25 protein-coding genes are annotated in these 25,610 nt (G+C 38.9%); 14 read left to right on the top strand and 11 right to left on the bottom strand.

Translation table 11 applies throughout. The features are described from left to right. Positions 1 to 5 precede the first annotated feature (5 nt). The 3 genes from tuf to rimI all read left to right on the top strand — a co-directional run bounded on the left by tuf (position 6) and on the right by rimI (position 2,924). Entirely contained in the window at positions 6 to 1,196 is a 1,191-nt protein-coding gene (gene tuf / locus AC5YDM_RS13360) for an elongation factor Tu (protein ID WP_496151238.1), read from the top strand. 225 nt (positions 1,197 to 1,421) lie between these two features. Next, on the top strand, positions 1,422 to 2,303 hold the full coding sequence (locus AC5YDM_RS13355; RefSeq protein WP_496152573.1) for a metal-dependent hydrolase: 882 nt from the start codon (positions 1,422 to 1,424) through the stop codon (positions 2,301 to 2,303). Between the two features lie 159 nt (positions 2,304 to 2,462). Beyond that, positions 2,463 to 2,924 carry a ribosomal protein S18-alanine N-acetyltransferase gene (gene rimI / locus AC5YDM_RS13350; RefSeq protein WP_496152572.1) on the top strand — a complete coding sequence of 154 codons (462 nt, stop codon included), beginning with the start codon at positions 2,463 to 2,465 and terminating at the stop codon, positions 2,922 to 2,924. 33 nt (positions 2,925 to 2,957) lie between these two features. Here the strand turns inward: rimI and AC5YDM_RS13345 are convergent, their stop codons facing one another. The 3 genes from AC5YDM_RS13345 to trxB form a co-directional block, all read right to left on the bottom strand. Further along, positions 2,958 to 3,773, bottom strand: coding sequence for an arginyltransferase (locus tag AC5YDM_RS13345; protein ID WP_496152571.1), 816 nt, complete (start codon positions 3,771 to 3,773; stop codon positions 2,958 to 2,960). Positions 3,774 to 3,818: 45 nt separating this feature from the next. Continuing rightward, complete coding sequence (aat, locus tag AC5YDM_RS13340) at positions 3,819 to 4,553, bottom strand: leucyl/phenylalanyl-tRNA--protein transferase (protein WP_496152570.1); 735 nt, start codon at positions 4,551 to 4,553, stop codon at positions 3,819 to 3,821. Between the two features lie 228 nt (positions 4,554 to 4,781). Then, positions 4,782 to 5,729 (bottom strand): thioredoxin-disulfide reductase, encoded by a 948-nt coding sequence (trxB, locus tag AC5YDM_RS13335; protein ID WP_496152569.1) that lies wholly within the window; start codon positions 5,727 to 5,729, stop codon positions 4,782 to 4,784. Between the two features lie 270 nt (positions 5,730 to 5,999). Between trxB and AC5YDM_RS13330 the strand changes: the two genes are divergently transcribed. Further along, on the top strand, positions 6,000 to 9,191 hold the full coding sequence (locus tag AC5YDM_RS13330) for a DNA translocase FtsK (RefSeq protein ID WP_496152568.1): 3,192 nt from the start codon (positions 6,000 to 6,002) through the stop codon (positions 9,189 to 9,191). A 69-nt stretch (positions 9,192 to 9,260) separates the two neighbouring features. On the opposite strand, the gene AC5YDM_RS13325 is transcribed toward AC5YDM_RS13330, so the two are convergent. From AC5YDM_RS13325 to yihG, 6 genes are all read right to left on the bottom strand, one after another. Next, positions 9,261 to 9,548 (bottom strand): PA4642 family protein, encoded by a 288-nt coding sequence (locus AC5YDM_RS13325; protein ID WP_496152567.1) that lies wholly within the window; start codon positions 9,546 to 9,548, stop codon positions 9,261 to 9,263. Between the two features lie 243 nt (positions 9,549 to 9,791). Then, positions 9,792 to 10,064 carry a cell division topological specificity factor MinE gene (gene minE, locus AC5YDM_RS13320; protein WP_496126423.1) on the bottom strand — a complete coding sequence of 91 codons (273 nt, stop codon included), beginning with the start codon at positions 10,062 to 10,064 and terminating at the stop codon, positions 9,792 to 9,794. Between the two features lie 2 nt (positions 10,065 to 10,066). Continuing rightward, positions 10,067 to 10,879: a septum site-determining protein MinD gene (gene minD / locus AC5YDM_RS13315; protein WP_496126422.1), complete on the bottom strand. Its 813-nt coding sequence runs from the start codon at positions 10,877 to 10,879 to the stop codon at positions 10,067 to 10,069. A gap of 66 nt (positions 10,880 to 10,945) precedes the next feature. Next, positions 10,946 to 11,668: a septum site-determining protein MinC gene (minC, locus tag AC5YDM_RS13310; protein ID WP_496152566.1), complete on the bottom strand. Its 723-nt coding sequence runs from the start codon at positions 11,666 to 11,668 to the stop codon at positions 10,946 to 10,948. A gap of 118 nt (positions 11,669 to 11,786) precedes the next feature. Beyond that, on the bottom strand, positions 11,787 to 12,836 hold the full coding sequence (locus tag AC5YDM_RS13305; RefSeq protein ID WP_496152565.1) for a preprotein translocase subunit SecA: 1,050 nt from the start codon (positions 12,834 to 12,836) through the stop codon (positions 11,787 to 11,789). A gap of 85 nt (positions 12,837 to 12,921) precedes the next feature. Further along, positions 12,922 to 13,839 carry a 1-acylglycerol-3-phosphate O-acyltransferase, YihG family gene (gene yihG, locus AC5YDM_RS13300; protein WP_496152564.1) on the bottom strand — a complete coding sequence of 306 codons (918 nt, stop codon included), beginning with the start codon at positions 13,837 to 13,839 and terminating at the stop codon, positions 12,922 to 12,924. A gap of 239 nt (positions 13,840 to 14,078) precedes the next feature. On the opposite strand from yihG, the gene AC5YDM_RS13295 reads away from it, so the two are divergent. From AC5YDM_RS13295 to AC5YDM_RS13255, 9 genes are all read left to right on the top strand, one after another. Beyond that, positions 14,079 to 14,711, top strand: a complete 633-nt coding sequence (locus tag AC5YDM_RS13295; RefSeq protein ID WP_496152563.1) for a YiaD family glycine zipper/OmpA-like lipoprotein — start codon at positions 14,079 to 14,081, stop codon at positions 14,709 to 14,711. 162 nt (positions 14,712 to 14,873) lie between these two features. Then, positions 14,874 to 16,913 carry a UvrD-helicase domain-containing protein gene (locus tag AC5YDM_RS13290; protein WP_496152562.1) on the top strand — a complete coding sequence of 680 codons (2,040 nt, stop codon included), beginning with the start codon at positions 14,874 to 14,876 and terminating at the stop codon, positions 16,911 to 16,913. A gap of 55 nt (positions 16,914 to 16,968) precedes the next feature. Beyond that, positions 16,969 to 17,421, top strand: coding sequence for a dUTP diphosphatase (gene dut / locus AC5YDM_RS13285; RefSeq protein WP_496152561.1), 453 nt, complete (start codon positions 16,969 to 16,971; stop codon positions 17,419 to 17,421). 212 nt (positions 17,422 to 17,633) lie between these two features. Continuing rightward, complete coding sequence (locus AC5YDM_RS13280) at positions 17,634 to 19,061, top strand: phosphomannomutase/phosphoglucomutase (protein WP_496152560.1); 1,428 nt, start codon at positions 17,634 to 17,636, stop codon at positions 19,059 to 19,061. A 38-nt stretch (positions 19,062 to 19,099) separates the two neighbouring features. Next, positions 19,100 to 20,005, top strand: coding sequence for an acetylglutamate kinase (gene argB / locus AC5YDM_RS13275; protein ID WP_496152559.1), 906 nt, complete (start codon positions 19,100 to 19,102; stop codon positions 20,003 to 20,005). Between the two features lie 225 nt (positions 20,006 to 20,230). Continuing rightward, complete coding sequence (locus AC5YDM_RS13270; RefSeq protein ID WP_496152558.1) at positions 20,231 to 21,079, top strand: class II glutamine amidotransferase; 849 nt, start codon at positions 20,231 to 20,233, stop codon at positions 21,077 to 21,079. A gap of 253 nt (positions 21,080 to 21,332) precedes the next feature. Then, complete coding sequence (locus AC5YDM_RS13265; RefSeq protein WP_496152557.1) at positions 21,333 to 21,788, top strand: bacteriohemerythrin; 456 nt, start codon at positions 21,333 to 21,335, stop codon at positions 21,786 to 21,788. A 167-nt stretch (positions 21,789 to 21,955) separates the two neighbouring features. Then, the gene (locus AC5YDM_RS13260) at positions 21,956 to 23,038 is read left to right on the top strand and encodes a hypothetical protein (RefSeq protein WP_496152556.1); all 1,083 of its coding nucleotides are present in this window, start codon (positions 21,956 to 21,958) and stop codon (positions 23,036 to 23,038) included. Positions 23,039 to 23,046: 8 nt separating this feature from the next. Continuing rightward, on the top strand, positions 23,047 to 23,406 hold the full coding sequence (locus AC5YDM_RS13255; RefSeq protein ID WP_496152575.1) for an RnfH family protein: 360 nt from the start codon (positions 23,047 to 23,049) through the stop codon (positions 23,404 to 23,406). Between the two features lie 45 nt (positions 23,407 to 23,451). On the opposite strand, the gene AC5YDM_RS13250 is transcribed toward AC5YDM_RS13255, so the two are convergent. Next, a complete protein-coding gene (locus AC5YDM_RS13250; protein ID WP_496152555.1) occupies positions 23,452 to 23,850 on the bottom strand; it encodes an outer membrane protein assembly factor BamE in 399 nt (132 codons plus the stop codon). Between the two features lie 112 nt (positions 23,851 to 23,962). On the opposite strand from AC5YDM_RS13250, the gene fur reads away from it, so the two are divergent. Then, positions 23,963 to 24,400: a ferric iron uptake transcriptional regulator gene (gene fur / locus AC5YDM_RS13245; protein ID WP_496152554.1), complete on the top strand. Its 438-nt coding sequence runs from the start codon at positions 23,963 to 23,965 to the stop codon at positions 24,398 to 24,400. Positions 24,401 to 24,481: 81 nt separating this feature from the next. Here fur and AC5YDM_RS13240 read toward each other — a convergent pair whose 3' ends face one another. Then, a complete protein-coding gene (locus tag AC5YDM_RS13240; protein ID WP_496152553.1) occupies positions 24,482 to 25,600 on the bottom strand; it encodes a PilT/PilU family type 4a pilus ATPase in 1,119 nt (372 codons plus the stop codon). Positions 25,601 to 25,610 lie beyond the last annotated feature (10 nt).

Genomic DNA, 25,610 nt, shown 5'->3' with positions numbered 1-25,610 from the left:
ATCTCATGGCTAAGGCTAAGTTTGAACGTAATAAGCCACACGTTAACGTGGGCACAATTGGTCACGTCGACCATGGTAAAACAACTTTAACAGCTGCGATTGCAACTGTTTGTGCTAAACAATTCGGTGGCGAAGCGAAAGACTACGCTGCAATTGACTCTGCACCTGAAGAAAAAGCACGTGGTATTACAATTAATACTTCACACGTTGAGTATGACTCAGTTATTCGTCACTACGCACACGTAGACTGCCCAGGTCACGCCGATTATGTTAAAAACATGATTACTGGTGCTGCTCAGATGGATGGTGCGATCCTTGTATGTGCTGCGACTGATGGTCCAATGCCACAAACTCGTGAACACATCCTTCTTTCTCGTCAGGTAGGTGTACCTTACATCGTTGTATTCTTAAACAAATGCGACCTTGTTGATGACGAAGAGCTTCTTGAATTAGTAGAAATGGAAGTTCGTGAGCTTCTTTCTACTTATGATTTCCCAGGTGATGATACTCCAGTTATCCGTGGTTCTGCTCTTCTTGCACTTAACGGTGACCAAGGTCAGTACGGCGAGCCAGCTGTAGTTGCTCTTGTTGAAGCGCTTGACTCTTACATTCCAGAGCCAGAGCGTGCTATCGATAAAGCATTCCTTATGCCAATCGAAGACGTATTCTCTATCTCAGGTCGTGGTACAGTAGTAACTGGCCGTGTTGAGTCTGGTATCGTTAAAGTAGGCGAATCAGTTGAAATCGTTGGTATCCGTGATACACAAGTAACTACAGTTACTGGTGTTGAAATGTTCCGTAAATTGCTTGACGAAGGTCGTGCTGGCGAGAACTGTGGTGTACTTCTACGTGGTACTAAGCGTGAAGACGTTCAACGTGGTCAAGTATTGACTAAACCAGGTGCGATCAAACCGCATACTAAATTCGATGCAGAAGTATACGTACTTTCTAAAGAAGAAGGTGGTCGTCATACTCCATTCCTTAACGGTTACCGTCCACAGTTCTACTTCCGTACAACTGACGTAACTGGCGCTATCGCTCTTCAAGATGGCGTTGAAATGGTTATGCCTGGTGACAACGTAGAAATGTCAGTAGAATTAATCCACCCAATCGCAATGGACCCAGGTCTACGTTTTGCGATCCGTGAAGGTGGTCGTACAGTTGGTGCTGGTGTTGTTGCTAAAGTAACTGCATAAGTATTAATTGTTTGAAAAAAACGCCTCTTTGAGGCGTTTTTTTTGATTTTATAAACAGTGATTGTCTAACAAAATTTTAGTCAGGCTGTCCTTAACTGATAATAATGTGACCTACACGGCGTTTAACAATAAAAACAATCTCCGTATTATAAAACTATAGACACAATAATCATAAAACTCGAAGTGAATAGCGTGATAGCAAGTTCACTAAATAGGAGTAGAGCAATGAATGCTAAGGTAAATATTTCGAATCGTGCGGGTGCATCATTCCCAGTTCGTCGTATGCAATTTGATTTTAATGAAGTTCCTGAATATTGGATGGATGGTTCGGCAGGTCTTACACATTTCATGACAGCTTTGTCGGCGCTTTTTCCAGCGGGTGAAAAATTCTTTATTGATAGTGTTCGTGCTGTACGTCAACACCCAGCAGTTAAAAATAATGAAGCATTACAGAAAGAAATTAGTGGGTTTATTGGTCAAGAAGCAATGCATACCCATGAGCATGCTGGATTTAATGCCTCAGCTGAAAAATACGGTCATAACGTATCACGCTTAGAAAAATATACGGATACAGTGATTCAATCATTTCGTAAGACAGCAGCGTTTGCAGGTAAACCTTTTGGTGTAAGTCAGCAAATGATTGATTTGATCGGAACTACAGCACTGGAACATTTTACGGCGACGATTGCATCAGAGCTTCTTCGTAATCAACATATTCAAGAGTTGATGACTGATGAAACCATGAAAACGATGTGGTTATGGCATGCAATTGAAGAAAATGAACATAAAGCTGTTGCTTATGATGTTTTCGAAGCCGTCTTTGGGCAAGGTCTTAAGGCATATGCTGTTCGTACAGGCGGTTTAGCCTTAGCGATGGTTATTCTTTTCTTTGTACAAAGCTATTTTGTCATGCGCTTGTTAAAAGACGATGAAAAGCTAAATCTTCAGTCACTTCGGGATATCTATACATATGGTTATAGTCCTTCTAAGGGAATTATTACTGGGATGGGTAAAGAAATGTTGGCTTATTTTAAGCCAGGCTTTCACCCTAATGATTTAGATACGGTTGATTTATTGAATGTTTGGAAAGCAAAATTAGGCTTCTAAGAATGTATTTTAGGAATTTTTGATTTTTAGGTTAGTGCTAGTTGGGTAACGGATGTTACCCTTTTTTTTTGCTTTGAAATTATGGATTTTAATCGTTGGGCATTTGAGATTAAAAAACTATAATCGGATTACATTTAAAATTCTTAAAGTTCTGATTATATGATTCGTAATATGCAAATGGTCGATGTTCCAAAGGTTTTAGAAATTGAACAAAAAGTTCAAAGTCATCCCTGGACAGAAAATCAATTTAAACAATCTGTAGATTCGTATTCGAGTACTGTGATTGAGCATCAGGGTGATGTAGTCGGTTTTTGTATTTTACAACCTGTTGTTGATGAGGCTAATTTGTTGTTAATGGCGGTAGATCCTTCCATGCAAGGAAAGGGGTTGGGTTATCAGTTGTTAGAACAATCATTACAATTACTTAAAAATGATCCTGTACAAATTTTTTTAGAAGTACGTGAAAGTAATGTTGCAGCTATTGCGCTATATCAAAAATCAGGCTTTCATCAAATTGATGTCCGCAAAAACTACTATCCTAAAGCGGGAGGTGGTAAAGAACATGCGGTGATTATGGTGAAGATGTGCAGTGATAATTTTGCAGATTTATTTAAAATGTAAATGTATTAAAAATAGCTAATGACGGATTGAACATTATTTCACAATAAAGCTTTCCCACTCAGATGGTAGGGTGGTCATCAGCATTTGTCCAAGATGTTTGATCTCTTCAGCGCTCAACTTGCGATTAATCAATCGCCATTGCCCATCCAAAAGCACTTCAAAAGGTGAATACTGTGATTTGTAGTTCATTTTTTCAGAGTGGGGAACCCAATAGCCTAAATATAAGTAGCTCTGTAATTTAGATTGGACGTATTCGATTTGCTTCAGAATGGCGAAAACACCGAGTGAGCGACGATTTTCATTGGGATCAAAGAAGGTATAAACCGCTGAGATGCCATCATCTAAAATGTCACAAGTTGAAACGCTTATCAGTTGGTTATCTTTCCAAAGTTCTAAGAAAAAACTATTACTACAGCTATGGATGAGGAATTTTTCAAACTGATCATAGCTGGGTGGGTACATATCGCCATCTGCATGACGCTCAATAATGTAACGCTCATACAGTTGATAATGGATGTCTGTGGCATCTTTAGGAAGGCTGATACGAACTTCAAGATCTTGATTACGCTTCCATGCTTTCTTTTGTTGGCTGTTCATGACAAAGGAATTTACAGGCACTCGACTTGAAAGACACTGTCGACATAAGTGACATTCTGGACGATAAACAAAGTCCCCACTGCGTCTAAAACCAACACGTGATAGTTCAGAAAGTGTCACAACTTCAATTTTATGTGCAGGATCGAGGAAAACCATTCTGGCAGATTTTCCCGCTAAGTAACTACAATCATGGGGTGGGGTGATGTAGTACTGTAGATCATTCAGTTGGGACTTTGGTTGATATGAATTCATGTTGATCGTCCCTCCTATTTATTTATCCAATGCTTTTCGTATGTTCTATTGATTCATCAAGCACTGTGAAGTTGCTATTGTTTTACTTGAAAATACACTGTCTTGATATTTTTGCCAATCGAGTGAAGGGGCTTTTATTACATCTTGTAACGATATTAAGTAGTCTTGGCGAGAAATTGTACTGGCACCTAAACTCAGTAAATGATCATTCACCAATTGGCAGTCTATCCACGGTAATTGATTTTCTTGAGCAAAGAGCATGAGGCTGTAAAATGCCATTTTTGACACGTCTGTTTCGGTGCTAAACATGGATTCGCCAAAGCACCCTTTGCCTATACTGACCCCATAAAGTCCACCGACTAATGTGTCATCTTTATTCCAGACTTCTACACTATAAGCAAAGCCAGCTTTGAACAGTCGGCAGTAACCTTGGATAATATCTTCACTGATCCAAGTCTCATCAGCATAGCTACGAGGGAGTGAGCAAGATCGAATGACTTGTTCAAAGTTTTGATTAAAAGTGATTTTATAATCTAACTTTTTCATAGTTCGGATTAAAGATTTACTGGGTTGATAATCACTTGGGCGAATGATGCATCTTGGCTCTGGGCACCACCAACAAATCGGTTCACCTTCCGAGAACCACGGGAATAATCCATGTGTATAGGCTTCATATAGGGTTGAGGGAGAAAGATCTGCACCTATACAGATAAGACCTTGTTCATCTGGATCTGATTCAATTGGGTCGGGAAATATGAATTCTGAAGCTGGTAATGTCATACAAATAGTAAATCTAACAAAAAAATATTGAATGAATTAAACCTTAATTATGAATATTTAGAAAGAATAGAACTTCACCGAAATACATTCAGGCGATGTGTTAAGAATTTGCCAGAACATTTGCAAAATGGTGTGGTTTTAAAATGCGGTAGGGTTCTTAATAAAAATGTCTAAATAAAATAAAACCACCCGAAGGTGGTTTTATTTTCAGCTTATTAGAGTTAAAGATTAATTATCTAAATACTTTTCCGCATCAAGTGCAGCCATACAGCCTGAACCTGCTGATGTGATTGCTTGACGGTAGATATTGTCTGCAACATCACCTGCAGCAAAAACGCCTACTACAGATGTCGCTGTCGCATTGCCTTGAGTGCCACTTTGAACTTGGATATAACCATCACGTAGTTCAAGTTGACCTTCAAACATTGACGTATTTGGTTTATGACCAATAGCAACAAATAAACCAGTCACATCAACATCTTGTTGAGTTGTATCAACAGTCGATTTAAGACGTACACTTGTAACACCTGATTCAGAGTTACCCAGAACTTCTTCAACTTCATGATTCCAGATGATGCTGATTTTGCCTTCTTTTTCTTTTGCGAAAAGATGGTCTTGAAGGATTTTTTCAGAGCGTAATTTGTCACGACGATGAACGAGTGTTACATGAGAGGCGATATTCGAAAGATATAACGCTTCCTCTACAGCTGTGTTACCACCACCAACAACCATGACTTTTTGGTTTTTGTAGAAGAAACCATCACAAGTTGCACAAGCACTTACACCTTGACCCATATAAGCCGCTTCAGACTCTAAACCAAGATATTGTGCAGTTGCACCTGTTGCAAGAATGAGCGCATCACAGGTGTATTCTTCCATGTCGCCTTTTAATACAAATGGGCGTACATTCAAGTCAACTTCATTGATGTGATCATAAACCAATTCAGTACCAAAACGTTCAGCATGTGCTTGCATACGCTCCATCAATGCAGGGCCTGTTAAGCCTTCAGGATCCCCCGGCCAGTTGTCTACTTCAGTCGTTGTAGTTAATTGACCACCCAACTGCATACCTGCGATGAGTGTTGGTTGTAAGTTAGCACGTGCAGCATAAACAGCAGCGCTATAACCAGCAGGGCCAGAACCTAAAATGATTAAACGTGAGTGACGAGCGCTCATGCGAGTCTTCCTTATATCATGCTAAATATCGATTTTGATCAAATTATACGTGAAAGTTTGTGAAAGATGTGTCGATTAGATGTGGATTATATTGATCATCTAAATCGAATTGAGCTATATAGTGTTGAGCTATAGTGAAGTTAACAAGTAACTGTAACAATGTTGCATCTTTTTTTTAATAAGAAGTGCATAATATAAAGTTTTCTTCTATGAAGAAAACGATTCAATCAAACATTAAAAATTAATGAATAAGCTTCTACAGGACAATCTATGACTGCGGTGTCAAGTGTATATGCACAGCGCTTAATTTTAACATTCTTCTTGATTTCATTTGGTATTTACCTGTTTTTAGCAACAGTCACGTATACACCTTTTGATCCAGGATGGATGCATCTTTCAAGTGATACACAGCACGTTTCAAATGCGAGTGGTGTGGCAGGGGCTTGGATTGCAGATTTATTGTTTGGTTTTTTGGGTTGGGCAAGTTTATTGATCCCAATCTACTTATTTATTGAAGCCATTCAGGTATGGTGGCCACGTAGTTTTCTAAACCCTCCATTTCGTTATGCTGCACAGTTCTTCATCTTGCTGACGACAGCAAGTATGGCGTACTTATTTTGGAATGTACCCGCAGATACTTTGACCAATGCTTCAGGTGGTATTATTGGTTATGAGTTGGGGGAGAGTCTTAAAAATTTATTAACCATTTATGGTGCAGTTATTTTTCTTGTTGCTCTGACCTTAGTGTTGTTTACATTGGCATTTGGGATTCAATGGAATCGCACTTGGGCAACGTTAAAAGCTACACCTGCATACTTACAAGATTTATTTTATAAAAATGTCCCTGATACCGAATCAGCTTATGATTTGACCAGTCCTAAAGCACCGCATGCAGTTCATAAAAAGCCAGTTGAAAATATTCATGAGCAAGAAGATTTGCAACAAGAGCTCAATGAAACAGTTGCTTCTACACCTGTAAAAGATAAACGTAGTGAGCAAGTTGCTGAACGATTATTTCAAGATGTGTTGTACAAAGAACAGCTGGCTCAACAGATGGTTGACCCTGAAGATGAGGCTGAGTTCGAAAAGACATTGGAAAAGGCACATCGTTTAGAGCAAGACACGCAACGTGTAGTACCCACAGGTGAAGTATGGAAAGCATTGCATCAGCAAAATGATCACAAACGCGATATTGATGAATTGCTCAGAGCTGCTGAAGATGATTTAGAGCCTAAACCTTTTACGGCACATGGTGCATCATCTGCGACTCAATCTACCAATACAGGTCATACAAGTGAGCGTAAAGATCATTTAGATTGGAATGATGATCAAGTTTTTGATGAGCTTTTGGCGGTCGTGCCGAATGAGCCTCAAGGGATTCATACGCCATTTAACACAGATGAAACTCGCGTAGATAATGCTGTATCTAAAAATGATGCGATGACGTTTGAAGAAACAAATCAAATTCCTTTGACTGTAGTAGGGCACGGAATTGCCCAAGCAGCTTCTGCTCCATTGGCTAGTTCAAATGCTCGAACAGAAAGCTTAGCTGCTGAACTTGATGATTTGGCACTTCTCGCAGATGATGAGTTTTCAAAATATGATGCTGACCGTCGTGATGCACAATCTTTTGAGCATGATCATTTTGAAAATCAACCTGTATCGAATCGAGTTGAAAATACTTCTATTGCTAAACCTAATCCTTTGGCTGAATCTAGGCTAAGTAGTTATGCTCAATCGACACCTTTAGTTCGTGCCTCGATTCAAACCGAATTGCCAAAATCTCCAATTGTCTCTGAAGAAGAAAAACGACGTGTTGCTTCAGATAAAGATGCTTTTAGAGAAGCATGGCAAGAGACAACGGGTAAGGTTGAGGAAGAAAGCAAACTCAATGATGATTTTGATCTGGATGCACCGCTCACAGATGCATTTGGGCGCCCAATGTCTCGGTCGATGCAAGTTGCACAAAGACGTAAAGATCTGCCTACACTTCCGGGTTTAGAGATTCTTGATAAAGTAGATCCAAATAAGAAAGTCAATTTCACTGAAGAGCAACTGGCACGTTTATCTGAATTGTTAGAAATTAAACTACAAGAGTTTAATGTTAAAGCTAAAGTGATCGAAGCTCAGCCAGGTCCAGTGGTAACACGTTTTGAATTGGATTTAGCACCAGGTGTTAAAGCATCGAAAGTAACTAACATCTCTCGTGATTTGGCACGTTCAATGTCAATGGCCTCTGTTCGTGTCGTTGAAGTGATTCCTGGAAAGCCGTATATCGGCATTGAAGTTCCTAACTCGACACGTGAAATGGTTCGTTTAATTGAGTTGCTCGAAACACCTGCATATCGTGATCCGAATGGCTTAATTTCAATGGCGATGGGTAAGGATATTTCAGGTAATCCAGTATTAACTGATCTTGCGAAAGCACCCCATATGTTGGTGGCAGGAACGACAGGTTCAGGTAAGTCCGTGGCAGTAAATGCGATGATTTTATCGACTTTATTGAAATACACGCCTGATCAATTGCGCTTAATTCTGATTGATCCTAAACAGCTTGAATTAGCAAACTATAATGATATTCCGCATTTGTTAACGCCAGTTGTTACAGATATGAAAGATGCTGTGAATGCATTGAATTGGTGTGTAAATGAGATGGAACGTCGCTATAAGCTCATGTCTTTCTTAAAAATTCGTAAGTTGTCTGACTATAACCGCAAGGTTGAGGAAGCAATTGCTAATGGTGAAGATCTGATTGATCCGACATGGAAGGCAAGTGATTCCGTTGTGGGCGAGCGAGCACCTCGTTTAGAGCCATTACCTTCGATTGTTATTGTTGCCGATGAATTTGCTGACATGATCATGCAGGTTGGTAAGAAAGCTGAAGAAATGATTACACGTTTGGCACAGAAGTCTCGTGCAGCGGGGATTCATTTATTACTTGCAACGCAACGTCCGTCAGTAGATGTGATTACAGGCTTGATTAAAGCCAATATCCCAACACGTGTTGCATTGCGTGTAAACAGTAAGATTGACTCTCGTACCATCTTAGATGCGGGTGGTGCAGAAGATCTACTTGGCCATGGTGATATGCTATTTTTGGGGCCAGGTAAGATTGAGCCTGAACGTGTACATGGTGCGTTTATTTCAGATGATGAAGTGAACCGTATCTGTGACGCATGGCGTGAACGTGGTTCTCCTAATTATGTGGATGAAATTCTAACGCCTTATGATGAAGAGCCAACGTCGCGTGGATTTGAAGATGGAGATGGCGGTTCAGATCGTGATGCTTTATATGATCAATGTGTTTCATTTGTTTTAGAAACCCGTAAAGCTTCAACCTCATCTTTACAGCGTAAGTTTAGTTTGGGTTATAACCGAGCAGCTCGAATTATCGATCAAATGGAAGAGAACGGTATCGTGAGTGCGATGGGTGCAAACGGCAAGCGTGAAATTCTCGTTTAGATTGCTGATAGACACTTATTATAAAAAAACCTGCGTAAGCAGGTTTTTTTATGAATCAAAGAAGAAGGCTTAAGCAAATTTAGCCAAAACTTCTAAGAATCCATCTTTCTGACGTGGGAAAGTTGCGATCACATCGTGGATGCGCTGACCTTCGGGGCTTGTTGCATTGACATCACGACCGTCAGCAACAAACTGAGTCAATAAGCGTTCATAGTCAAATGGACGCATGTGTTTGAATGCATGGTATAGCACGTGAAAATCAGCATTTACTCCTTCAGGAGGAAGCTGAGTTAAATAGGCAAATACACGCTCATCTGACCATTCTTCATTGAACGTCGCTGGTTGAGATAATGCCATGGCAATCTCCTCGTAAATACTGATAAATAAAAAGGCAAAATATGGCGGATATTCAAACGTAGTTGCTTAACCTAGCGGATTCGAAGCTTAACTTCTTATCCTACATTTGGGTAAAACAGCTGTTTGCTATTCCAGTCCACTCGAAGTATAACTTCTCGTCTTGCGACTGGGCGAAGTAATACTTCGCTGATCCGATCTCATATTTTGCCTTGATTCAATTTGCTTGACTAATCAATAATCAGATTAACGTTCTTCAGGCAAATTGATATTCATTTCTAACATTTCTAAATTCGCTTCAGAACGAACAGACATTTGAATGTGTTGTTCATCTACACCACGAACATAGCGATTGACCACTTGCATAATTTCTTTTTTCATTTGGTCAATTTTTTCTTGGCTCAAGCGTTTACCCAAACCTTGTTCTGAGGCAACGATTACTTTCAAACGGTCTTTCGCTGTTTGAGCGCTTGATGGTTTGTCATCGCCGTTAAATAGCTTACTCCAAAATCCAGCCATAATTACGCTCCAAATAGTCGTGCTAACCAACCCTTAGGCTTCACCGTAATATGACGGTAAGGGCGATCTTCACCGAGAAAACGAGCAACTAAGTCATCATAAGCCTGACCTGCTTCAGTGTCCGTGAATAGAATCACAGGTTTACCTTCATTAGACGCTTGAAGGACAACTTCACATTCAGGAATAACACCTAAAGTTGGCACACGTAAAATATCTTTTGAAATATCATCAATTGTTAACATTTCTTGTTTATCTGCACGTTCTGGATTGAAGCGTGTGATACACAAGTGCTTACGAATACGTCCTTCGTTGTTTTCAACTTTTTTGGTTTTGCTATCGAGCATACCAATAATACGATCTGAGTCACGGACTGAAGAAATTTCAGGGTTGGTCACGATGATCGCTTCATCTGCATGGTACATTGCTAGAATTGCACCGCGCTCGATTCCAGCAGGTGAGTCACAGATAATGTAATCAAACTCTTGTGAAAGCTCATCCATCACGCGAGCAACGCCTTCGTCTGTTAAGGCATCTTTGTCACGAGTTTGTGACGCAGGTAAAATATAAAGATTTTCAATTTCTTTATCACGAATAAGTGCTTGCTGAAGGCGGGCTTCGTTATTCAACACATTCACAAAATCATAAACAACGCGACGTTCGCAACCCATGATCAAATCAAGGTTACGTAAGCCTACGTCAAAATCGATAACAACAGTTTTGTGGCCACGTAGGGCTAAGCCTGTTGCAAAAGATGCGCTCGTAGTTGTTTTTCCTACGCCACCTTTACCTGATGTAACGACAACAATTTTCGCCACCGAATCCACTCCTGTTATGGTTTACTCCTCATTTAATAATGAGGTTATTAGGTGTTTATTTATACATTAAAATTCTAAAGGTTCAAATACCAGCTCTTGACTGTCATTTAAATAGATATGTACGGGTTTTTTAGCTACATGCGCTGGAATGTCATCTGCAACACAATATGTTCCTGCAATTGAAACCAATTCTGCTTCTAAAGAATGGCAAAATATACGTGCTGCATGGTTACCACCTGCGCCGGCGATGACTCTACCACGGACACTACCATAAATATGTATATTTCCTGAAGCAATTACTTCTGAACCACTGTTGATCCCTGCGCTAGAGATGATATCGCCATGGTCTTGAACCAAACATTGACCTGTACGCAACACTTCATTGTGATATGAAGTAATATGTTTGGCTGTTTTTACAGGTGCTTGTTGAGTAGTTGAAGCAGATTGTTGGGTTGTGTCTTCTACTTTTGATTCAACCACTTGTTCTTTGGTTGCTTTAATTCGCTGTAATGGACGATCAGCAGCCAATACAGGGAACTGAATAGAGCGTGCTTCATCACCCATTAAGCCATCCACTACAGCCATAGGTTGTAAATCAAGGCTAACAAGAAGTTGAATTAAGGCAATAAGCTCTTGTTCTACGGTAGTATCCAAAATAACAAGCGCACCTTGATAAGAGGTTTCGCTCATCATATCAGTGAGCTGTTGGCGGATAACTTTGTGATCATTGGTGTCAAAGGTTATTCGGGTGAAATTAACCATTCTGCCGGTAATCCGAATATCAGCCATAATTTTTCCTTAAATCCTTCGTATTGTTCCGTCGAAGTTAAAACAATTAAATTTTGCAAATGCTAGATCAATTTAGATGAATTCACTAGCGAAGATACAAATAATTTCAATGAATTGGCTATTCTTTGAGTTGATCATTTTTTTCAAGTTGAATTTGCCATTGTTTTACTGCAACTTGTTTTCTCAGTGATTCTAAACTTTCATACACTACAGATTCAACTAATTGTTCAAGTGCATGATTTTCAATATTCATTTGACTGACTTTTTCAGCAATGAGTTGATAGTGTGTATTTGGCTTTGTAGTTGTCCCATCAATAAAAGGCTGAATCAGACCTTGGGTAATATTTTCACCCAAATGCTGTCCAATACTATGGATTTGTTGCTCAATTCGTCCGCCAACAATTGGAATAAGTCGCAAAAGTTGTGTTAATTCAGGCGTATCTTCAATTGCTTTAATCACCACTTGACCCACACTGTCTGAGATGGTTTTTTGTTGAGACTTTAACTCAACAGCCAAAGTTTCTTGTAATACTTGAGTCAACGTAGTGGCAAACATTTGACGATGATGATCGACGAGATCATGAATAATTTTTTTATGCGTTGAGCTGGTATCTAATTCTGTTTTAACACTATCGATGACCGTTATTACAACGCGATCCGAAAGTTCTTCCATAACCACTTGATAGTAGAAGTTTAACTGTCTGAGCATGCTGTTCGGCACGACTTTATAGCCCAATTCATGGAGGCGGTAGGCGATGATACCTGCACGAATTAATCTCAGAAAACGGAAGTAGGGGTGAATCGCAACAATTTCGTACCAATGTATAAATGGGAAAAAGAACCAACGTTTATGGTGTTTTTGTACAATTGCGATGAACCATCGAATCCCTAATTCAGCAATCAAGAACGTAATGAACCAGCTCTCAGTTTTAATGACCCAAGGATTCAGTTCAGCTTTGTAATATTGCAATACTTGTGTGAGTTGAATTTGCTCGAATACCCAAGCGCCAAAATTACTCATTAAAAAAGCATTGGCACTGATACAGATAATATTGATGACAATAAGAACCATCATAAAAATATCGTATGCTATATAGAGTTTCCACGTCAGCGTATCGTGTGGAATGGCATCAAATCCTGTTTTTTTCTTATTTTTCCTTACATTCATAGCAGTATCTTTAACAGTTTAAACATCAAAGTGAATTATAAGGTCAATTTTGATCAAATGAAAAAAATTGAAACCTTATCGCAGACTATGTACTAAATTTTTGTTTGAGCTCACTGATCAATTGATCCTTTTCAGCCCAAAGTTGATCTACCCATTTTTGGAAGCGTTCACGATATTCAGCATCATCTTCATAATTGCCACCTCGTACCCAATCTGGAATCTCAATTTTACGTAGATTTACTGCAATTTGAGAAACGCCACCCAGCCAAAAGTCGCCATAATCAGGCACACCATCAGGATAAACAATAGTCATATCAACCAAGGCATCAATTTCATTTTCTAGAATACTTAAGGCTAAGGCTAATCCGCCAGCTTTGGGTTTTAATAAATTTCTATAAGGAGAGTTTTGTTTGGCGTGTTTTTCAGGTGTGAATCGAGTGCCTTCTAAATAATTTAATAAAGTGAAAGGCTGACTCAAGAGTTGTTCACATGATTTACGTGCTTCTTCAAGATCACGAAATTTTAATTCTGGATTCTTTGCAATTTGCTCTTTGGTATGACGTTTCATCATGGGGAAGCCTAGAATTTTAAAAGCTTGCCCAACAAATGGAATGAAGATCAGTTCCCATTTTGTGAAAAAACGCGTTAAAGGCATACGGGTTAAACCAAAATATTGGTTAACGGTTGTATCTACCCAGCTTTGATGATTACAGGTCATCAAATACCGACCTTGCATTGAAATTTCAATTGAGTCATCAATACTGATATGCCATGTCAGTTCAGGCAATACATGTTCAATCAGCCAGTTATTAACACCAATCCAATTATTCGCAATTTGAATATTGGTTTCATCTATCTTTTTCGATTTTTTAACCAGCTTGGTTAGTCCTAACGTCAAAATGGCAGGACCAAGCGTGAATGTACTGGCTGACATTGCAGAGCCAACTGCTAAACCTTTGGAAATTTTTTTTAGAAGAGGTTGTTTTTGTGCTTCAGCGTCCATTGAATAGTCCTAAATTACATGGATAAAGTATCTAGAAGAAAGATCTATAATGACTGATTGATTGCCGAAAAAGCAACATTTAGCAACTATGTATAAATTATGTGGGTAACTTTACAAAAGATAAAACTAAATATTACAAATACACTTTAATCTGTTTATTATTAGGCAAATAATAGCGGTTATAGTTAGACCGTGAAATATTTCTACTTATACAAAAAAACACAACGAGGAGGCACATCATGCGTGCACTAGTAATCTCAACTGTAGTCGGGGCGATGGCACTTACTGGTTGTCAAAATATGGAATACGATAAAGCGGCAATCGGTACTGGTATCGGTGCTTTATTGGGTGCTGGTATTGCTTACTCAAATGCTGATAAAGATAAAATGGGTCAAGCAGCAGCAATTGGTGCTGTAGTTGGTGCGGGCGCAGGTGCTTTACTTGACCGTAAAGAAAAGCGCCTTCGTGAAGAATTACAAGGTACAGGTGTTGATGTAAACCGTAATCCAGATGGTTCAATCAACATGGTTATGCCAAGCGTAACATTTGCTACGAACTCTTCTACAATCCAAGGTCAATTCCAAGGTGCGTTGAACGATGTAGCTAAAGTACTTCGTGAAGATGGTACAGCAAACCAATTGGCAATCGTTGTTCATGGTCATACAGACAATACGGGTTCTGATGCTGTAAACAATCCATTGTCTCAGAACCGTGCAAATTCTGTGAAGAACTACTTATCAGCTCAAGGTATTTCATCTAGCCGTATTACTGCACGTGGTTATGGTTCAACTTCTCCTGTAGCGGATAACTCAACTGCTTCAGGTCGTGAACAAAACCGTCGTGTAGAAATTTCTGTATATCAAACTAAGTAATCTTTAGAGATATTGCTTCAGATATATTGATTGAAATAAAAAACCACCCTCGGGTGGTTTTTTATTGGCTGACGTTAAAGTTGACTGATAATTTTTTCAAATCGTTAGGCAACTGCGTGTCAGATGACTATAATCGAGCGCTGAAAGAAGAGAGGATTAACTATGTCAGCTGCAAGTCATTTGAACGACAAGCAACTTGAAGCCATGAAATACACTCAAGGACCCTTGTTAGTACTTGCTGGTGCTGGTTCAGGTAAAACCTCCGTAATTACGCAAAAAATTGCGTTCCTTGTGAAGCAGTGTCGTATTCCTGCACATCGTATCACCGCGATGACATTTACCAATAAAGCTGCCCGCGAGATGAAAGAGCGTGTTAGTAAGCTGTTGGGTAAAGAGGATGGGAAAGGCTTATCCGTTTCGACATTCCATACATTTGGTTTGAACTTACTTCGTTTAGAACTTAAACATACACCACTCAAAAATAACTTTTCTATTTTAGATGCCGATGACTGTAAACGGATTTTGATGGATCTGATGCATCGTGACAACTTATCGGGTGCTGAAAGTAAAGAGCTGATTGCCAAAGCAATGAAAATGATTTCAGATTGGAAAAATGATCTGATTTTGCCTGAACAAGCACATAACACTTGTGAAACGCAGGAAGATGTTCAGTTTGCTCATTTATATCAATTGTATGAGCGAAATTTACGTGCTTATAACGCAGTTGATTTTGATGATTTGATTGTGATGCCAACACGTCTTTTACAAGAAAATGCTGAAGTTCGTGATAAATGGCAAAACCGTGTTCGTTATCTTTTGGTCGATGAGTATCAAGATACCAATACAGCACAATATATGTTAGTGAAACTTCTTGTGGGTGTGATGGGACAATTCACCGCTGTAGGTGATGATGACCAATCCATCTATGCTTGGCGTGGAGCAAAGCCTGAAAATATGGCGCTTCTTAAAGAGGATTTTCCTAACTTAAAAGTCATTAAACTGGAGCAAAATTACCGTTCAACCAGTCGTATTTTAAAAGCGGCAAACCATGTGATTGAAAATAATCCGCACATTTTTGATAAGAAGTTGTGGAGTGATAAAGGGCATGGTGAAGTAATCCGAATTATTACTTGTCGTAATGATGATGATGAAGCGGAACGTGTTGTTAAAGACTTACTGACACATAAGCTCATGAATGGTAAAAGCTGGAAGGACTATGCGGTGCTTTACCGTGGTAACTTTCAGGCACGTGTATTAGAAACACAATTACGCCAAATGCAAATACCCTATAAATTATCGGGTGGTCAGTCATTCTTTGGTCGTGCTGAAATTAAAGATGTGATGAGTTATTTACGAATCATTATTAACCCTGAAGATGATAGTGCTTTTTTACGCATTATTAACACGCCTAAACGTGCAATTGGTCCTGTGACGCTTGAAAAGTTAGGTCTATTTGCACAAGAGAATAACCTCTCGTTATTAGCCGCAGCGAGCGATCAGCGTCTTACAATGGTGATGCCGAAGAAGGCAACGTCTCAATTGGCTGAATTCGCAGAGTTTATCAATAATTTCACGCGTGAACTTTTAGACGATGATGAACCTGTGCCTAAAATTCGTCAGATGATGATGGAGGCGGGCTATATCGATTATGTGAAAGAATCTGCTGCAACACCTGCGCAAGAGAAAACCAAACTCGATAATATTGAAGTGCTCTATAGCAGTATTCAAAGTTTGATTAATCGTGCCGAAGATGTTGATGAAAAGAATATCGAAAGTGTGATCCGTAAAATGGTGCTACTCGATATGCTCGAACAACAGCAAGAGGACGAAGATCTAGATAAGGTTAATTTGCTGACTCTGCATGCTTCTAAAGGTTTGGAGTTCCCATTTGTTTATATTATGGGGCTTGAAGAAGAACTATTGCCGCATAAAAATTCCATCGCTGCTGAAACTATCGAAGAAGAGCGCCGTTTAATGTACGTAGGCATCACACGTGCAAAACAAGGACTTACTTTAACCTTAGCAGAACAGCGTAAAAATGGCGGTCAAATGAAGCAAATGACGCCGAGTCGTTTCTTAGATGAGTTGCCTCAAGATGAAGTGGATTGGTTAGGACGTAAGAAAAAACTGGCAGAAAATGTCGACCCTAAACTTCAAGCACAACAGTATTTGCAAAATTTAAAAGCATTATTAAAGCGTTAATGATCATTGTAAGAATGATTAAAGCGTCAATTTATTTTAGACAATAGGATTCCGAATGAAAGTTCAAGTTAAAGTTTTAGATCAACGTTTGGGTCAAGAATGGCCTTTACCAACGTATGCAACAACAGGTTCTGCGGGTTTGGATTTACGTGCTTGTGTGGAAGAAGCGATCCAAATTGAACCAGGTCAAACTGTTTTGGTTAAAACAGGGATGGCGATTTATATCCAAGACCCGCAATATGCAGGTTTAATTTTACCGCGCTCTGGTTTAGGTCATAAGCATGGCATTGTATTAGGTAATTTGGTTGGTTTAATCGATTCTGATTATCAAGGTGAGTTGATGGTTTCTGTCTGGAATCGTAGCCAAACTACTTTTACTTTAGAGCCAGGCGAGCGTCTTGCTCAATATGTACTTGTCCCTGTAATTCAAGCTGAATTCGACTTAGTGAATGAGTTTGAAGCAACTGAGCGCGGTGCTGGTGGTTTTGGTCATACTGGTCAACAATAATAAGTACTTGAAAAATTAATATTTAAAATTAAGAAAACTCGATTTATCGGGTTTTCTTTTTAAATCATAATAATCAGAAACAAAAGACTTATAAAAATGTCATAAATTATTTATAGTGGTTAATAGATTTTGCGCGCATTATTATCTAATTCACATTTTAAATTTTAAAAAACTATGATTTTAAATCACAAGAATGATTTAATTAATACCCTATGAATACACAACATCAATTATTTCCTAGGCAAACTTTTAGAGCATACGATATTCGAGGTAAGGTGAGTTTTCTAAACGCTCATGTCGTGAATGCAATTGCAAGTGGCTTAGCAAAACAGTTTATCGAGTATGGTCAAGATACGCTTGTACTGGGGTACGATGCGCGATTGACTAGTCCAATTTATGCCCAAATTTTAAAATCCGTATTTCAAGCAAACAAAATAAACGTGATTGAGATTGGCTGTTGTTCTACGCCACAAATGTACTTTGCTGCTCGTGAAGTCGGTGGTAATGGCATAATGGTGACCGCAAGCCATAACCCAAAAGATGATAATGGTATTAAATGGATTCTAAATGCTGAGCCGCCTACGCCTGAAATGATTCAAGCCGTTGGAGATTTTGCTGAAATTGAATTTTATAAAAATAATCAGGCTGAAATAGCTGAAGATGATTCACATCAAATTAAATCTGAATTCTGTTTAAGTTATCAACGCGCACTTTTAAATGATGTTCAATTACTCAGACCATTAAAAGTTGTTTTAGATGGAATGCATGGATCAGCAGGACGTTGTGCGGACTTTGTTTTACAAAAGATGGGTTGTGAGGTGATTTCAATACGATGTCAACACGATGGAAATTTTCCTGATCACTCACCAGATCCATCTTTAGAAAAGCATTTGAAGCAACTCCAGGAAAAAATTGTATTGCATCAAGCAGATCTAGGCATAGCGTTAGATGGTGATGGTGATCGTGTGGTTATTTTGGATGAGCATGCTCAAATTATTAGTCCAGATCGGTTACTTTCCTTCTTTGCACAGTTGTGTTTACAAGCACATCCGCAACATGAAATCGTGTTTGATGTGAAGTGTTCAACCATGGTCAGGAATACGATTGAGAAATTAGGTGGTCAAGCGACCATGATACGTACGGGCAGTAGCTTTATGCGTAAATACATCTCAGAGACGCGCGGTAAGGCGGTATTTGGTGGTGAGTACGCAGGACATTATGTATTTAATGATGGTCGCGGTTATGGCTATGATGATGGCCTATATGCAGCCTTGCGATTAATGGAATATTTAAGTCAGCAAAAGAACAAAACCTTATCTCAGGTTTTTGAGCAATACCCTGCACGATATGGCACGGAAGATACCTATATACACACGCATGGTGTAGATCCAAAAAAAGTTCTAGATTTGGTTGCTCAGCGCAGTGATCAATTTGGTGCTCAAGTCCAAAACATTGATGGGGTGAGATTGGATTTTGAAAATAGTTTTGGCATCATGCGGGCTTCTAATACAGGGGATTTCTTCACTGTACGTTTTGATGCTGACTGTGAAATAGGTTTAGGGGAAATTCGTCAAAAATTTATCTCGATGTTAGGAGATGAATATCCTAAAATCGCCCAAGACATTTCAAATGCTAAATAGTATTAGCAATACATTTTAGGAATACAGAGGAGAGGCGAATGCCACAACAACAGACTGGCATCGACAAAGCTCAAATTTTGACTGAAGCTTTGCCATATATTCAACGATTTACAGGTAAAACCCTCGTTGTAAAGTATGGCGGCAATGCAATGACTGATCCTGCATTGGAAAGTTCATTTGCTCGGGATATCGTTTTACTGAAAACCGTTGGTCTGAATCCAATCGTTGTTCACGGTGGTGGACCACAAGTAGATTCTTTCTTGAAGCAACTAGGGCGTGAGTCTGACCGTATTGATGGTATGCGCGTGACCGATCCTGCAACGATGGAAGTTGTGGAAATGGTTTTGGGTGGTAGTGTCAATAAATCGATCGTGAATCTGATTAATCAACATGGTGGTCGTGCAATTGGTTTAACGGGTAAAGACGGTAACTTACTTCGTGCACAAAAACTGTTGATGGAAAAAGTAGCTGAAGATGGTTCTGTTAAGCAGATCGATCTCGGTTTAGTCGGTGAAGTAGTTGGTGTTAAAACTGACGTTTTGGAAATGTTCACGCAAAGTGATTTTATTCCTGTGATCGCGCCGTTGGGTGTGGATGAAGAGGGTAATACCTATAATATCAATGCAGACTTGGTGGCAGGTAAAGTTGCTGAAGCACTAGGTGCTGAAAAATTGATTCTTCTGACCAATATCAGCGGTGTGTTAGATGAAAACAAAAATCTACTCACAGGGCTGAGCACGCAAGAAGTAGATCGCTTGATTGAAACAGGTGTGATCTACGGTGGTATGATTCCTAAGGTGGGTTGTGCGCTCGATGCGGTGAAAGGTGGTGTGATCAGTGCTCATATCGTCGATGGACGCGTTCCACATGCGACTTTATTGGAAATTTTCACCGATCATGGTGTCGGCACACTGATTACCAATCGTGCTAAAACAGCTAAATAATAGATTCGTTGAGTCACATTAACGTGAATTATGCTTTGATGTGAAAAGTGATGTAAAAAGCCACCATGTGTGGCTTTTTTATGGTTTTGATATTTCTAAACGTGATTGGATTCAGCACATTTGGTTTTAATTTCACCTTTTTGGGTGCATTTAAGGTATTCATATTTGCATGCGTTTACGCTCTGTTGCACAATAATCAATATAACTAAAAGTTCTTGATGAATTATGTGCCAACTACTTGGAATGAATTGTGCAACACCTACGGATATTACATTTTCATTCCGTGGTTTTTCTCAGCGTGCAGGGGTGACGTCTGATCATTCTGATGGATTTGGTATCGCTTTTTTTGAAGATAAAGCATGCCGTTTATTTGTAGACAATCAGTCAGCAGTAGAATCTCCCATTGCAGAACTGATTCGTAATTATCCGATTAAATCACGTAATGTCATCGCGCATATTCGTAAAGCAACTCAAGGTAAAATTACTTTAGAGAACTCACATCCATTCATACGTGAGTTGTGGGGCAGACAATGGATTTTTGCTCATAACGGCGATTTACATGATTTTGATCCAAAGCTTACAGGTAAATTTACACCAGTTGGTAATACTGATAGTGAGCGAGCTTTTTGTTATTTATTGGATCAACTGGTTGCAGAGTTTGGCTTCATCGAACCAAGTCTGGATGAGATTTTTGCCGTTTTAGAACGAATTTCTCCTCAAATTGCAGAGCATGGCACATTTAATTTCTGTCTTTCAAATGGACAGGCTTTGTTTAGTTATGCTGTGACTAAACTACATTGGATTGTTCGTGAGTATCCATTTAAGCAGGCACGTTTAATCGATTTAGATGTGGAAGTGGATTTTAGTCATGTCACGACACCCGAAGACCGTGTTGCTGTGATCACCACTGAACCCTTGACGGATAATGAGGTTTGGCAAGCGTATCAACCCGGAGAAATGATCTTATTTCAACATGGTCGAGCAATCAAATATGCCCAAACGGTGATTGATCGTTTAACGCGTGAAGCAAAAGATCCAAGCTTAAAAAGAATCACCAAAGCAGATCAATATTAAAGCAGTTTATGTGATTCTAATCGCATTATTTATTTTTGAATAATTTGTAACTCATTGAAAAATATTTAATTTTTTGGTTAAAAAATAATTGACTGTTTTAGTTGGGATTAAAATTATTAACAATAAAAAACAATTACTTACTCATTTTATATTGTAAAAGGTGAATCCCGACTAATCAGGTTCATTTTTATTTCATATTTTCCACTATAAGATAGGGCTAAAGTTAATGCAGTTCTTGTTTTAAGGTGATCGTATGAAGATGAAATGGGTACCAGAATATAATACTGGAATCGATGTGATTGACGATCAACATAGACGGATTTTAGATTTTATCAATGAAATTGATGAAATTGGTTCAACGACGGACCGTGAACGTGTTAAACAGATTTTGAATAATATTATTGATTATACCCAATCACATTTTACATTCGAAGAAAGTTTACAAGAAGAAGCTGGATATAAATACCGTGTACCACATAAACGTGTACATGATCTTTTTATTAAGCGTATTGAAAGTTATCGTGATCGTTTTGCTGAAGGACATTCGATTGAAAATGAGTTACATGAAGTGCTTTCTAAGTGGTTAATTAATCATATTCAACACGATGACGCTGATTATGTCGGCGCTGTGAAGATGAACATGATTGGTATTATTGAAAGCAATGAAAAGAAAAAAGGCAAAAATTGGTTCTCTCGTTTCTTCTCTTAATTCCAACTCTTTCAAGATAATAACGAAGAGTAAAAGAAGAAAGAATAAATGAACTAAAGCTTGCGCAGCAAATCATCTGTAAAGATGGTTTGCTTTTTTTATTCTATGCTTTGATTTTCATCAGGGACAAAGGCAAAATAGCACAAGACTTTTTCACGGAACTCGTCATGCAGGATACATCTATGTCGCGATGGTTATCGCCGCTCATGGCATTTTGTTTATCATTTATTATTATTGTTGGGTTAGCGCCAAGCCTTGGTTTACAAATTGATCGCCAAATAGATTTTTGGGCCTTGTGGTTAGGCACGATGTTTCTTTTGGCATTACCGGTCATTTACTTGGAAATTGGGCTAGCTAAGCGTTCTAAGACCTCAGCTTTAAATGCACTTTCAGGTTTGACACGTGATGCGGATGCTTCGCAGAGATGGCGCATTGTCGGATGGCTATCAGTTGTATTTATTCCATTTTTGGCGGGTGGGTTGATTCATAACTTAAGTCAGCTTGTAGCCAACCAAGTCCAATTGGGTTTGAGTGCTGATTTAGTATTTATTGCTGGCGCTGTACTTGCTTTTGTATTGTCATTTGTACCACGGATGATTTTAGTGGTATTAACCGCATTGGGTGTGATTGCATCGGTGGTGCTGTCAAATATGATGGGCTCACACGTCACAGCATGGCAAATGACGCCGATTGAGTTTAAAGAGTGGGGGAATGCCACGATTTTGGCTTTAGTGGCAAGCGGATTGGGCTTGGGTTTATATTGGCAATCTTATAGCGTGAACAACACTAAAGATGAAGCCGCGACTCAGCAAAGTTTACCAATTTGGATTGCACAACTTATTGCGGTAGTGGCTTTTGGTTATTTTGCTATAAGTGCAGCACTTCCTGCTTATAGTATTTTGTTTGCGACAGTAATGGCTTCTGCGATTTTGATCCAGATGGCGAAAGAACAGCTTGCTCAGCGTAATATTGCCCGTATCATTCAATTTGTGATTTTGATTGCTGCTCTTGCCGTTTGGGCGATTCCATTCATCGCTAATGTATTAACCATTGCACTGATGTTATGGGGCTTGGTGATTTGTTTAATTTATTCAATCTTTGTGGGTTGGATTATGAAAATTAGTCATCTGCGTAAAGCTCTAAATTTCAGTAATGAGATTTTCTATAATATTTGGCGGATTGCAGTGCGTATTGTTTTGCCACTCAGTATTGTATTGGCGATTATTTCATATATTGGGCAATTGGTTTGATGTTGAATATGCAAAATGATCAACACAATACATCGAATCAACATTTAAAGATGCAGCAAAAAGTTTGGGTTGCATTTGCCAGTGTTGATCAACAATTTCATATTGCTGTAGATTTTGTTGAAGGCATGACAGTTGCTGATGCAATTGAGAAGAGTCAAATTAAAAATTTAACGACTTTGCCTGAAAAAATTGAATGCGGTATTTTTGGTGTGAAAGTTAATGATTTGACACAAATACTTGAAATCGGTGATCGTGTTGAAATTTATAGAGCTTTAACCGTAAACCCGAAAGACAAACGTCGAAAGCGTGCAGCGGAAAACCCTGTGGGCTTATATTGCCGTGGTAATCGCTTTAAACTATCGAAGTGATTTTAAAAACCCCTCAATGAGGGGTTTTCTTTTATTTAAAAGTTACTATAGTGGTGGAGCATTGAGAATTGCTTCTTTAGATGCAGGTAAACCTGGTTGAGATTCTGGAATTGTTTCCAAACCTTCAATCTTATTTACCACACCATTTTGGTCAAAGAACACTTTAAGGTGTTGACCTTGAACAGCAGGGATCTTGGCTTTTTTAGCATAGGTGCCTGGGATATAGTTGTATAGGTAATCCCAACGTAATGGATTCATCGGATCAGTTACAGTTGGACTGCCGAGTAAAAAGCGTACTTGTTGATGAGTCATCCCGACTTGTATTTGTGATGCTTGGGCTTGGGTTAATGGTGTCCCTTGAGGAATATCTACTTTGTATACACCGAAGACAGAACAACCACCCAGTAAAGAAGTGACGAATAACGCCAGCATGATTTTTTGCATTTTGCTACACTATCCCAAATTAATTATGATGCAATTGATCCAAGGATAGATCATACTGCATCTAAACTCTGTTGCATATTCCAACTTAAAATTTGTTGAGAGACCTTTTTATATGCCTATTTCCAATCAAGATTTACGCAAAGCTGGACTTAAAGTTACCCTTCCACGAATCAAGATTTTGGAATTATTGGAAAATTCTAGACAGCATCACTTGAGTGCTGAAGACATTTATAAGACCTTACTCGAACAAGGCGAAGATGTCGGTTTAGCGACTGTATACCGCGTGTTAACTCAGTTTGAGGCAGCGGGTATTATTCAGCGCCATCATTTTGAAAATAATCACTCTGTATTTGAGATTATGCAGGATGATCATCATGACCATTTGGTTTGCTATAACTGCAATAAAGTGGTTGAGTTCACCAATGATGTAATTGAGCATGAACAACATCAAGTGGCCGAAAAAATGGGCTTCACTTTGACGGGTCATTCACTCAATTTATACGGTTATTGTGATGCTCCTGAATGTCAGGAAGCGTATCGTAAAAAATAATTCATGTCATGAATGAATAAAAAAGAGCTCTTAAGAGCTCTTTTTTTGTAACTAATTTACTTTAAAACGACTTATCGTCACTTACTGTCCATCAAAGGTTAATTTTGATGCAGAACCTAGTAATTGATCAGCACCGTCTTCAGAGAGTTTGATTTGTAGACGCAAATCATTTTCTGAATCAGCGTATTTCAATGCATCTTTATAGCTAATTTGACGTTCTTTATATAAATCAAATAAGGCTTGGTCAAAAGTTTGCATGCCTAATTCACGAGATCGCTTCATCAAATCTTTGATTTCATTGACTTCACCTTTGCGAATTAAATCCGAAATTAAAGGTGAGTTAATTAAGATTTCAATTGCGGCACGACGAGATTGTCCATCAAGTGTAGGAACGAGTTGCTGTGCAACTACGGCTCTTAAATTGAGCGATAAGTCCATAAACAGTTGATTGTGTCGATCTGCTTCAAAGAAGTGAATAATTCGATCAATGGCTTGGTTGGCATTGTTAGCATGTAGTGTCGCAAAAACCAAGTGACCCGTTTCAGCAAATGCAATCGCATAATTCATAGTTTCACGAGATCGAATCTCACCAATTAGAATCACATCAGGCGCTTGACGTAGCGTATTTTTAAGTGCGATTTCATAGCTTTCGGTATCAATACCGACTTCACGCTGAGTAATAATGCAACCTTCGTGTTGATGCACAAATTCAATTGGGTCTTCAATGGTAATGATATGACCTTTGGAATTTCGATTTCGATGACCGATCAACGAAGCAAGCGAGGTAGATTTACCTGTTCCTGTCGCCCCCACCAATAAAATAATGCCACGTTTGGTCATGGCAAGATCTTTTAAAATAGGAGGGAGTTTCAGTTCTTCAGTGGTTGGAATTTTCGTTTCAATACGACGAAGTACCATACCTGGCAAATCACGTTGTTGAAATGCACTGACACGAAAGCGCGCTGTTTTATCTTTATTGGTAATAGCAAAGTTACATTCACGGGTTTCAGCAAACTCTTTACGCTGTTTATCGGTCATGATTGAATGAATCAATTGACCGATAATTTCACCGTTAAGTTTGGTTTTTACCACAGGAATGATTTCACCATTGATTTTCATTGATGGTTCAACATCGGCAGTGACGAATAAATCGGATGCCTTGTGTGTAATCATCAAGTCTAATAAATCGTTAAAATCCATATTGTCATTT

Source organism: Acinetobacter sp. CY81, from assembly GCF_059515925.1.
Note: the sequence above shows the minus strand (reverse complement) of the source record. Positions and strands in the feature narration are given on the sequence as shown.

Excerpts from the sequence above, each read along its gene's own strand:
- argB (WP_496152559.1), top strand. The coding sequence starts at position 19,100 with ATGCCACAACAACAGACTGGCATCGACAAAGCTCAAATTTTGACTGAA.
- AC5YDM_RS13260 (WP_496152556.1), top strand. The coding sequence starts at position 21,956 with ATGCAGGATACATCTATGTCGCGATGGTTATCGCCGCTCATGGCATTT.
- AC5YDM_RS13325 (WP_496152567.1), bottom strand. The coding sequence starts at position 9,548 with ATGGCATTATCTCAACCAGCGACGTTCAATGAAGAATGGTCAGATGAG.
- dut (WP_496152561.1), top strand. The coding sequence starts at position 16,969 with ATGAAAGTTCAAGTTAAAGTTTTAGATCAACGTTTGGGTCAAGAATGG.
- minE (WP_496126423.1), bottom strand. The coding sequence starts at position 10,064 with ATGGCTGGATTTTGGAGTAAGCTATTTAACGGCGATGACAAACCATCA.
- AC5YDM_RS13345 (WP_496152571.1), bottom strand. The coding sequence starts at position 3,773 with ATGAATTCATATCAACCAAAGTCCCAACTGAATGATCTACAGTACTAC.
- AC5YDM_RS13330 (WP_496152568.1), top strand. The coding sequence starts at position 6,000 with ATGACTGCGGTGTCAAGTGTATATGCACAGCGCTTAATTTTAACATTC.
- fur (WP_496152554.1), top strand. The coding sequence starts at position 23,963 with ATGCCTATTTCCAATCAAGATTTACGCAAAGCTGGACTTAAAGTTACC.
- AC5YDM_RS13240 (WP_496152553.1), bottom strand. The coding sequence starts at position 25,600 with ATGGATTTTAACGATTTATTAGACTTGATGATTACACACAAGGCATCC.
- trxB (WP_496152569.1), bottom strand. The coding sequence starts at position 5,729 with ATGAGCGCTCGTCACTCACGTTTAATCATTTTAGGTTCTGGCCCTGCT.
- AC5YDM_RS13280 (WP_496152560.1), top strand. The coding sequence starts at position 17,634 with ATGAATACACAACATCAATTATTTCCTAGGCAAACTTTTAGAGCATAC.
- rimI (WP_496152572.1), top strand. The coding sequence starts at position 2,463 with ATGATTCGTAATATGCAAATGGTCGATGTTCCAAAGGTTTTAGAAATT.
- AC5YDM_RS13270 (WP_496152558.1), top strand. The coding sequence starts at position 20,231 with ATGTGCCAACTACTTGGAATGAATTGTGCAACACCTACGGATATTACA.
- tuf (WP_496151238.1), top strand. The coding sequence starts at position 6 with ATGGCTAAGGCTAAGTTTGAACGTAATAAGCCACACGTTAACGTGGGC.
- AC5YDM_RS13355 (WP_496152573.1), top strand. The coding sequence starts at position 1,422 with ATGAATGCTAAGGTAAATATTTCGAATCGTGCGGGTGCATCATTCCCA.
- minC (WP_496152566.1), bottom strand. The coding sequence starts at position 11,668 with ATGGCTGATATTCGGATTACCGGCAGAATGGTTAATTTCACCCGAATA.
- yihG (WP_496152564.1), bottom strand. The coding sequence starts at position 13,839 with ATGGACGCTGAAGCACAAAAACAACCTCTTCTAAAAAAAATTTCCAAA.
- AC5YDM_RS13295 (WP_496152563.1), top strand. The coding sequence starts at position 14,079 with ATGCGTGCACTAGTAATCTCAACTGTAGTCGGGGCGATGGCACTTACT.
- AC5YDM_RS13255 (WP_496152575.1), top strand. The coding sequence starts at position 23,047 with ATGCAAAATGATCAACACAATACATCGAATCAACATTTAAAGATGCAG.
- AC5YDM_RS13265 (WP_496152557.1), top strand. The coding sequence starts at position 21,333 with ATGAAGATGAAATGGGTACCAGAATATAATACTGGAATCGATGTGATT.
- AC5YDM_RS13305 (WP_496152565.1), bottom strand. The coding sequence starts at position 12,836 with ATGAATGTAAGGAAAAATAAGAAAAAAACAGGATTTGATGCCATTCCA.
- AC5YDM_RS13250 (WP_496152555.1), bottom strand. The coding sequence starts at position 23,850 with ATGCAAAAAATCATGCTGGCGTTATTCGTCACTTCTTTACTGGGTGGT.
- AC5YDM_RS13290 (WP_496152562.1), top strand. The coding sequence starts at position 14,874 with ATGTCAGCTGCAAGTCATTTGAACGACAAGCAACTTGAAGCCATGAAA.
- aat (WP_496152570.1), bottom strand. The coding sequence starts at position 4,553 with ATGACATTACCAGCTTCAGAATTCATATTTCCCGACCCAATTGAATCA.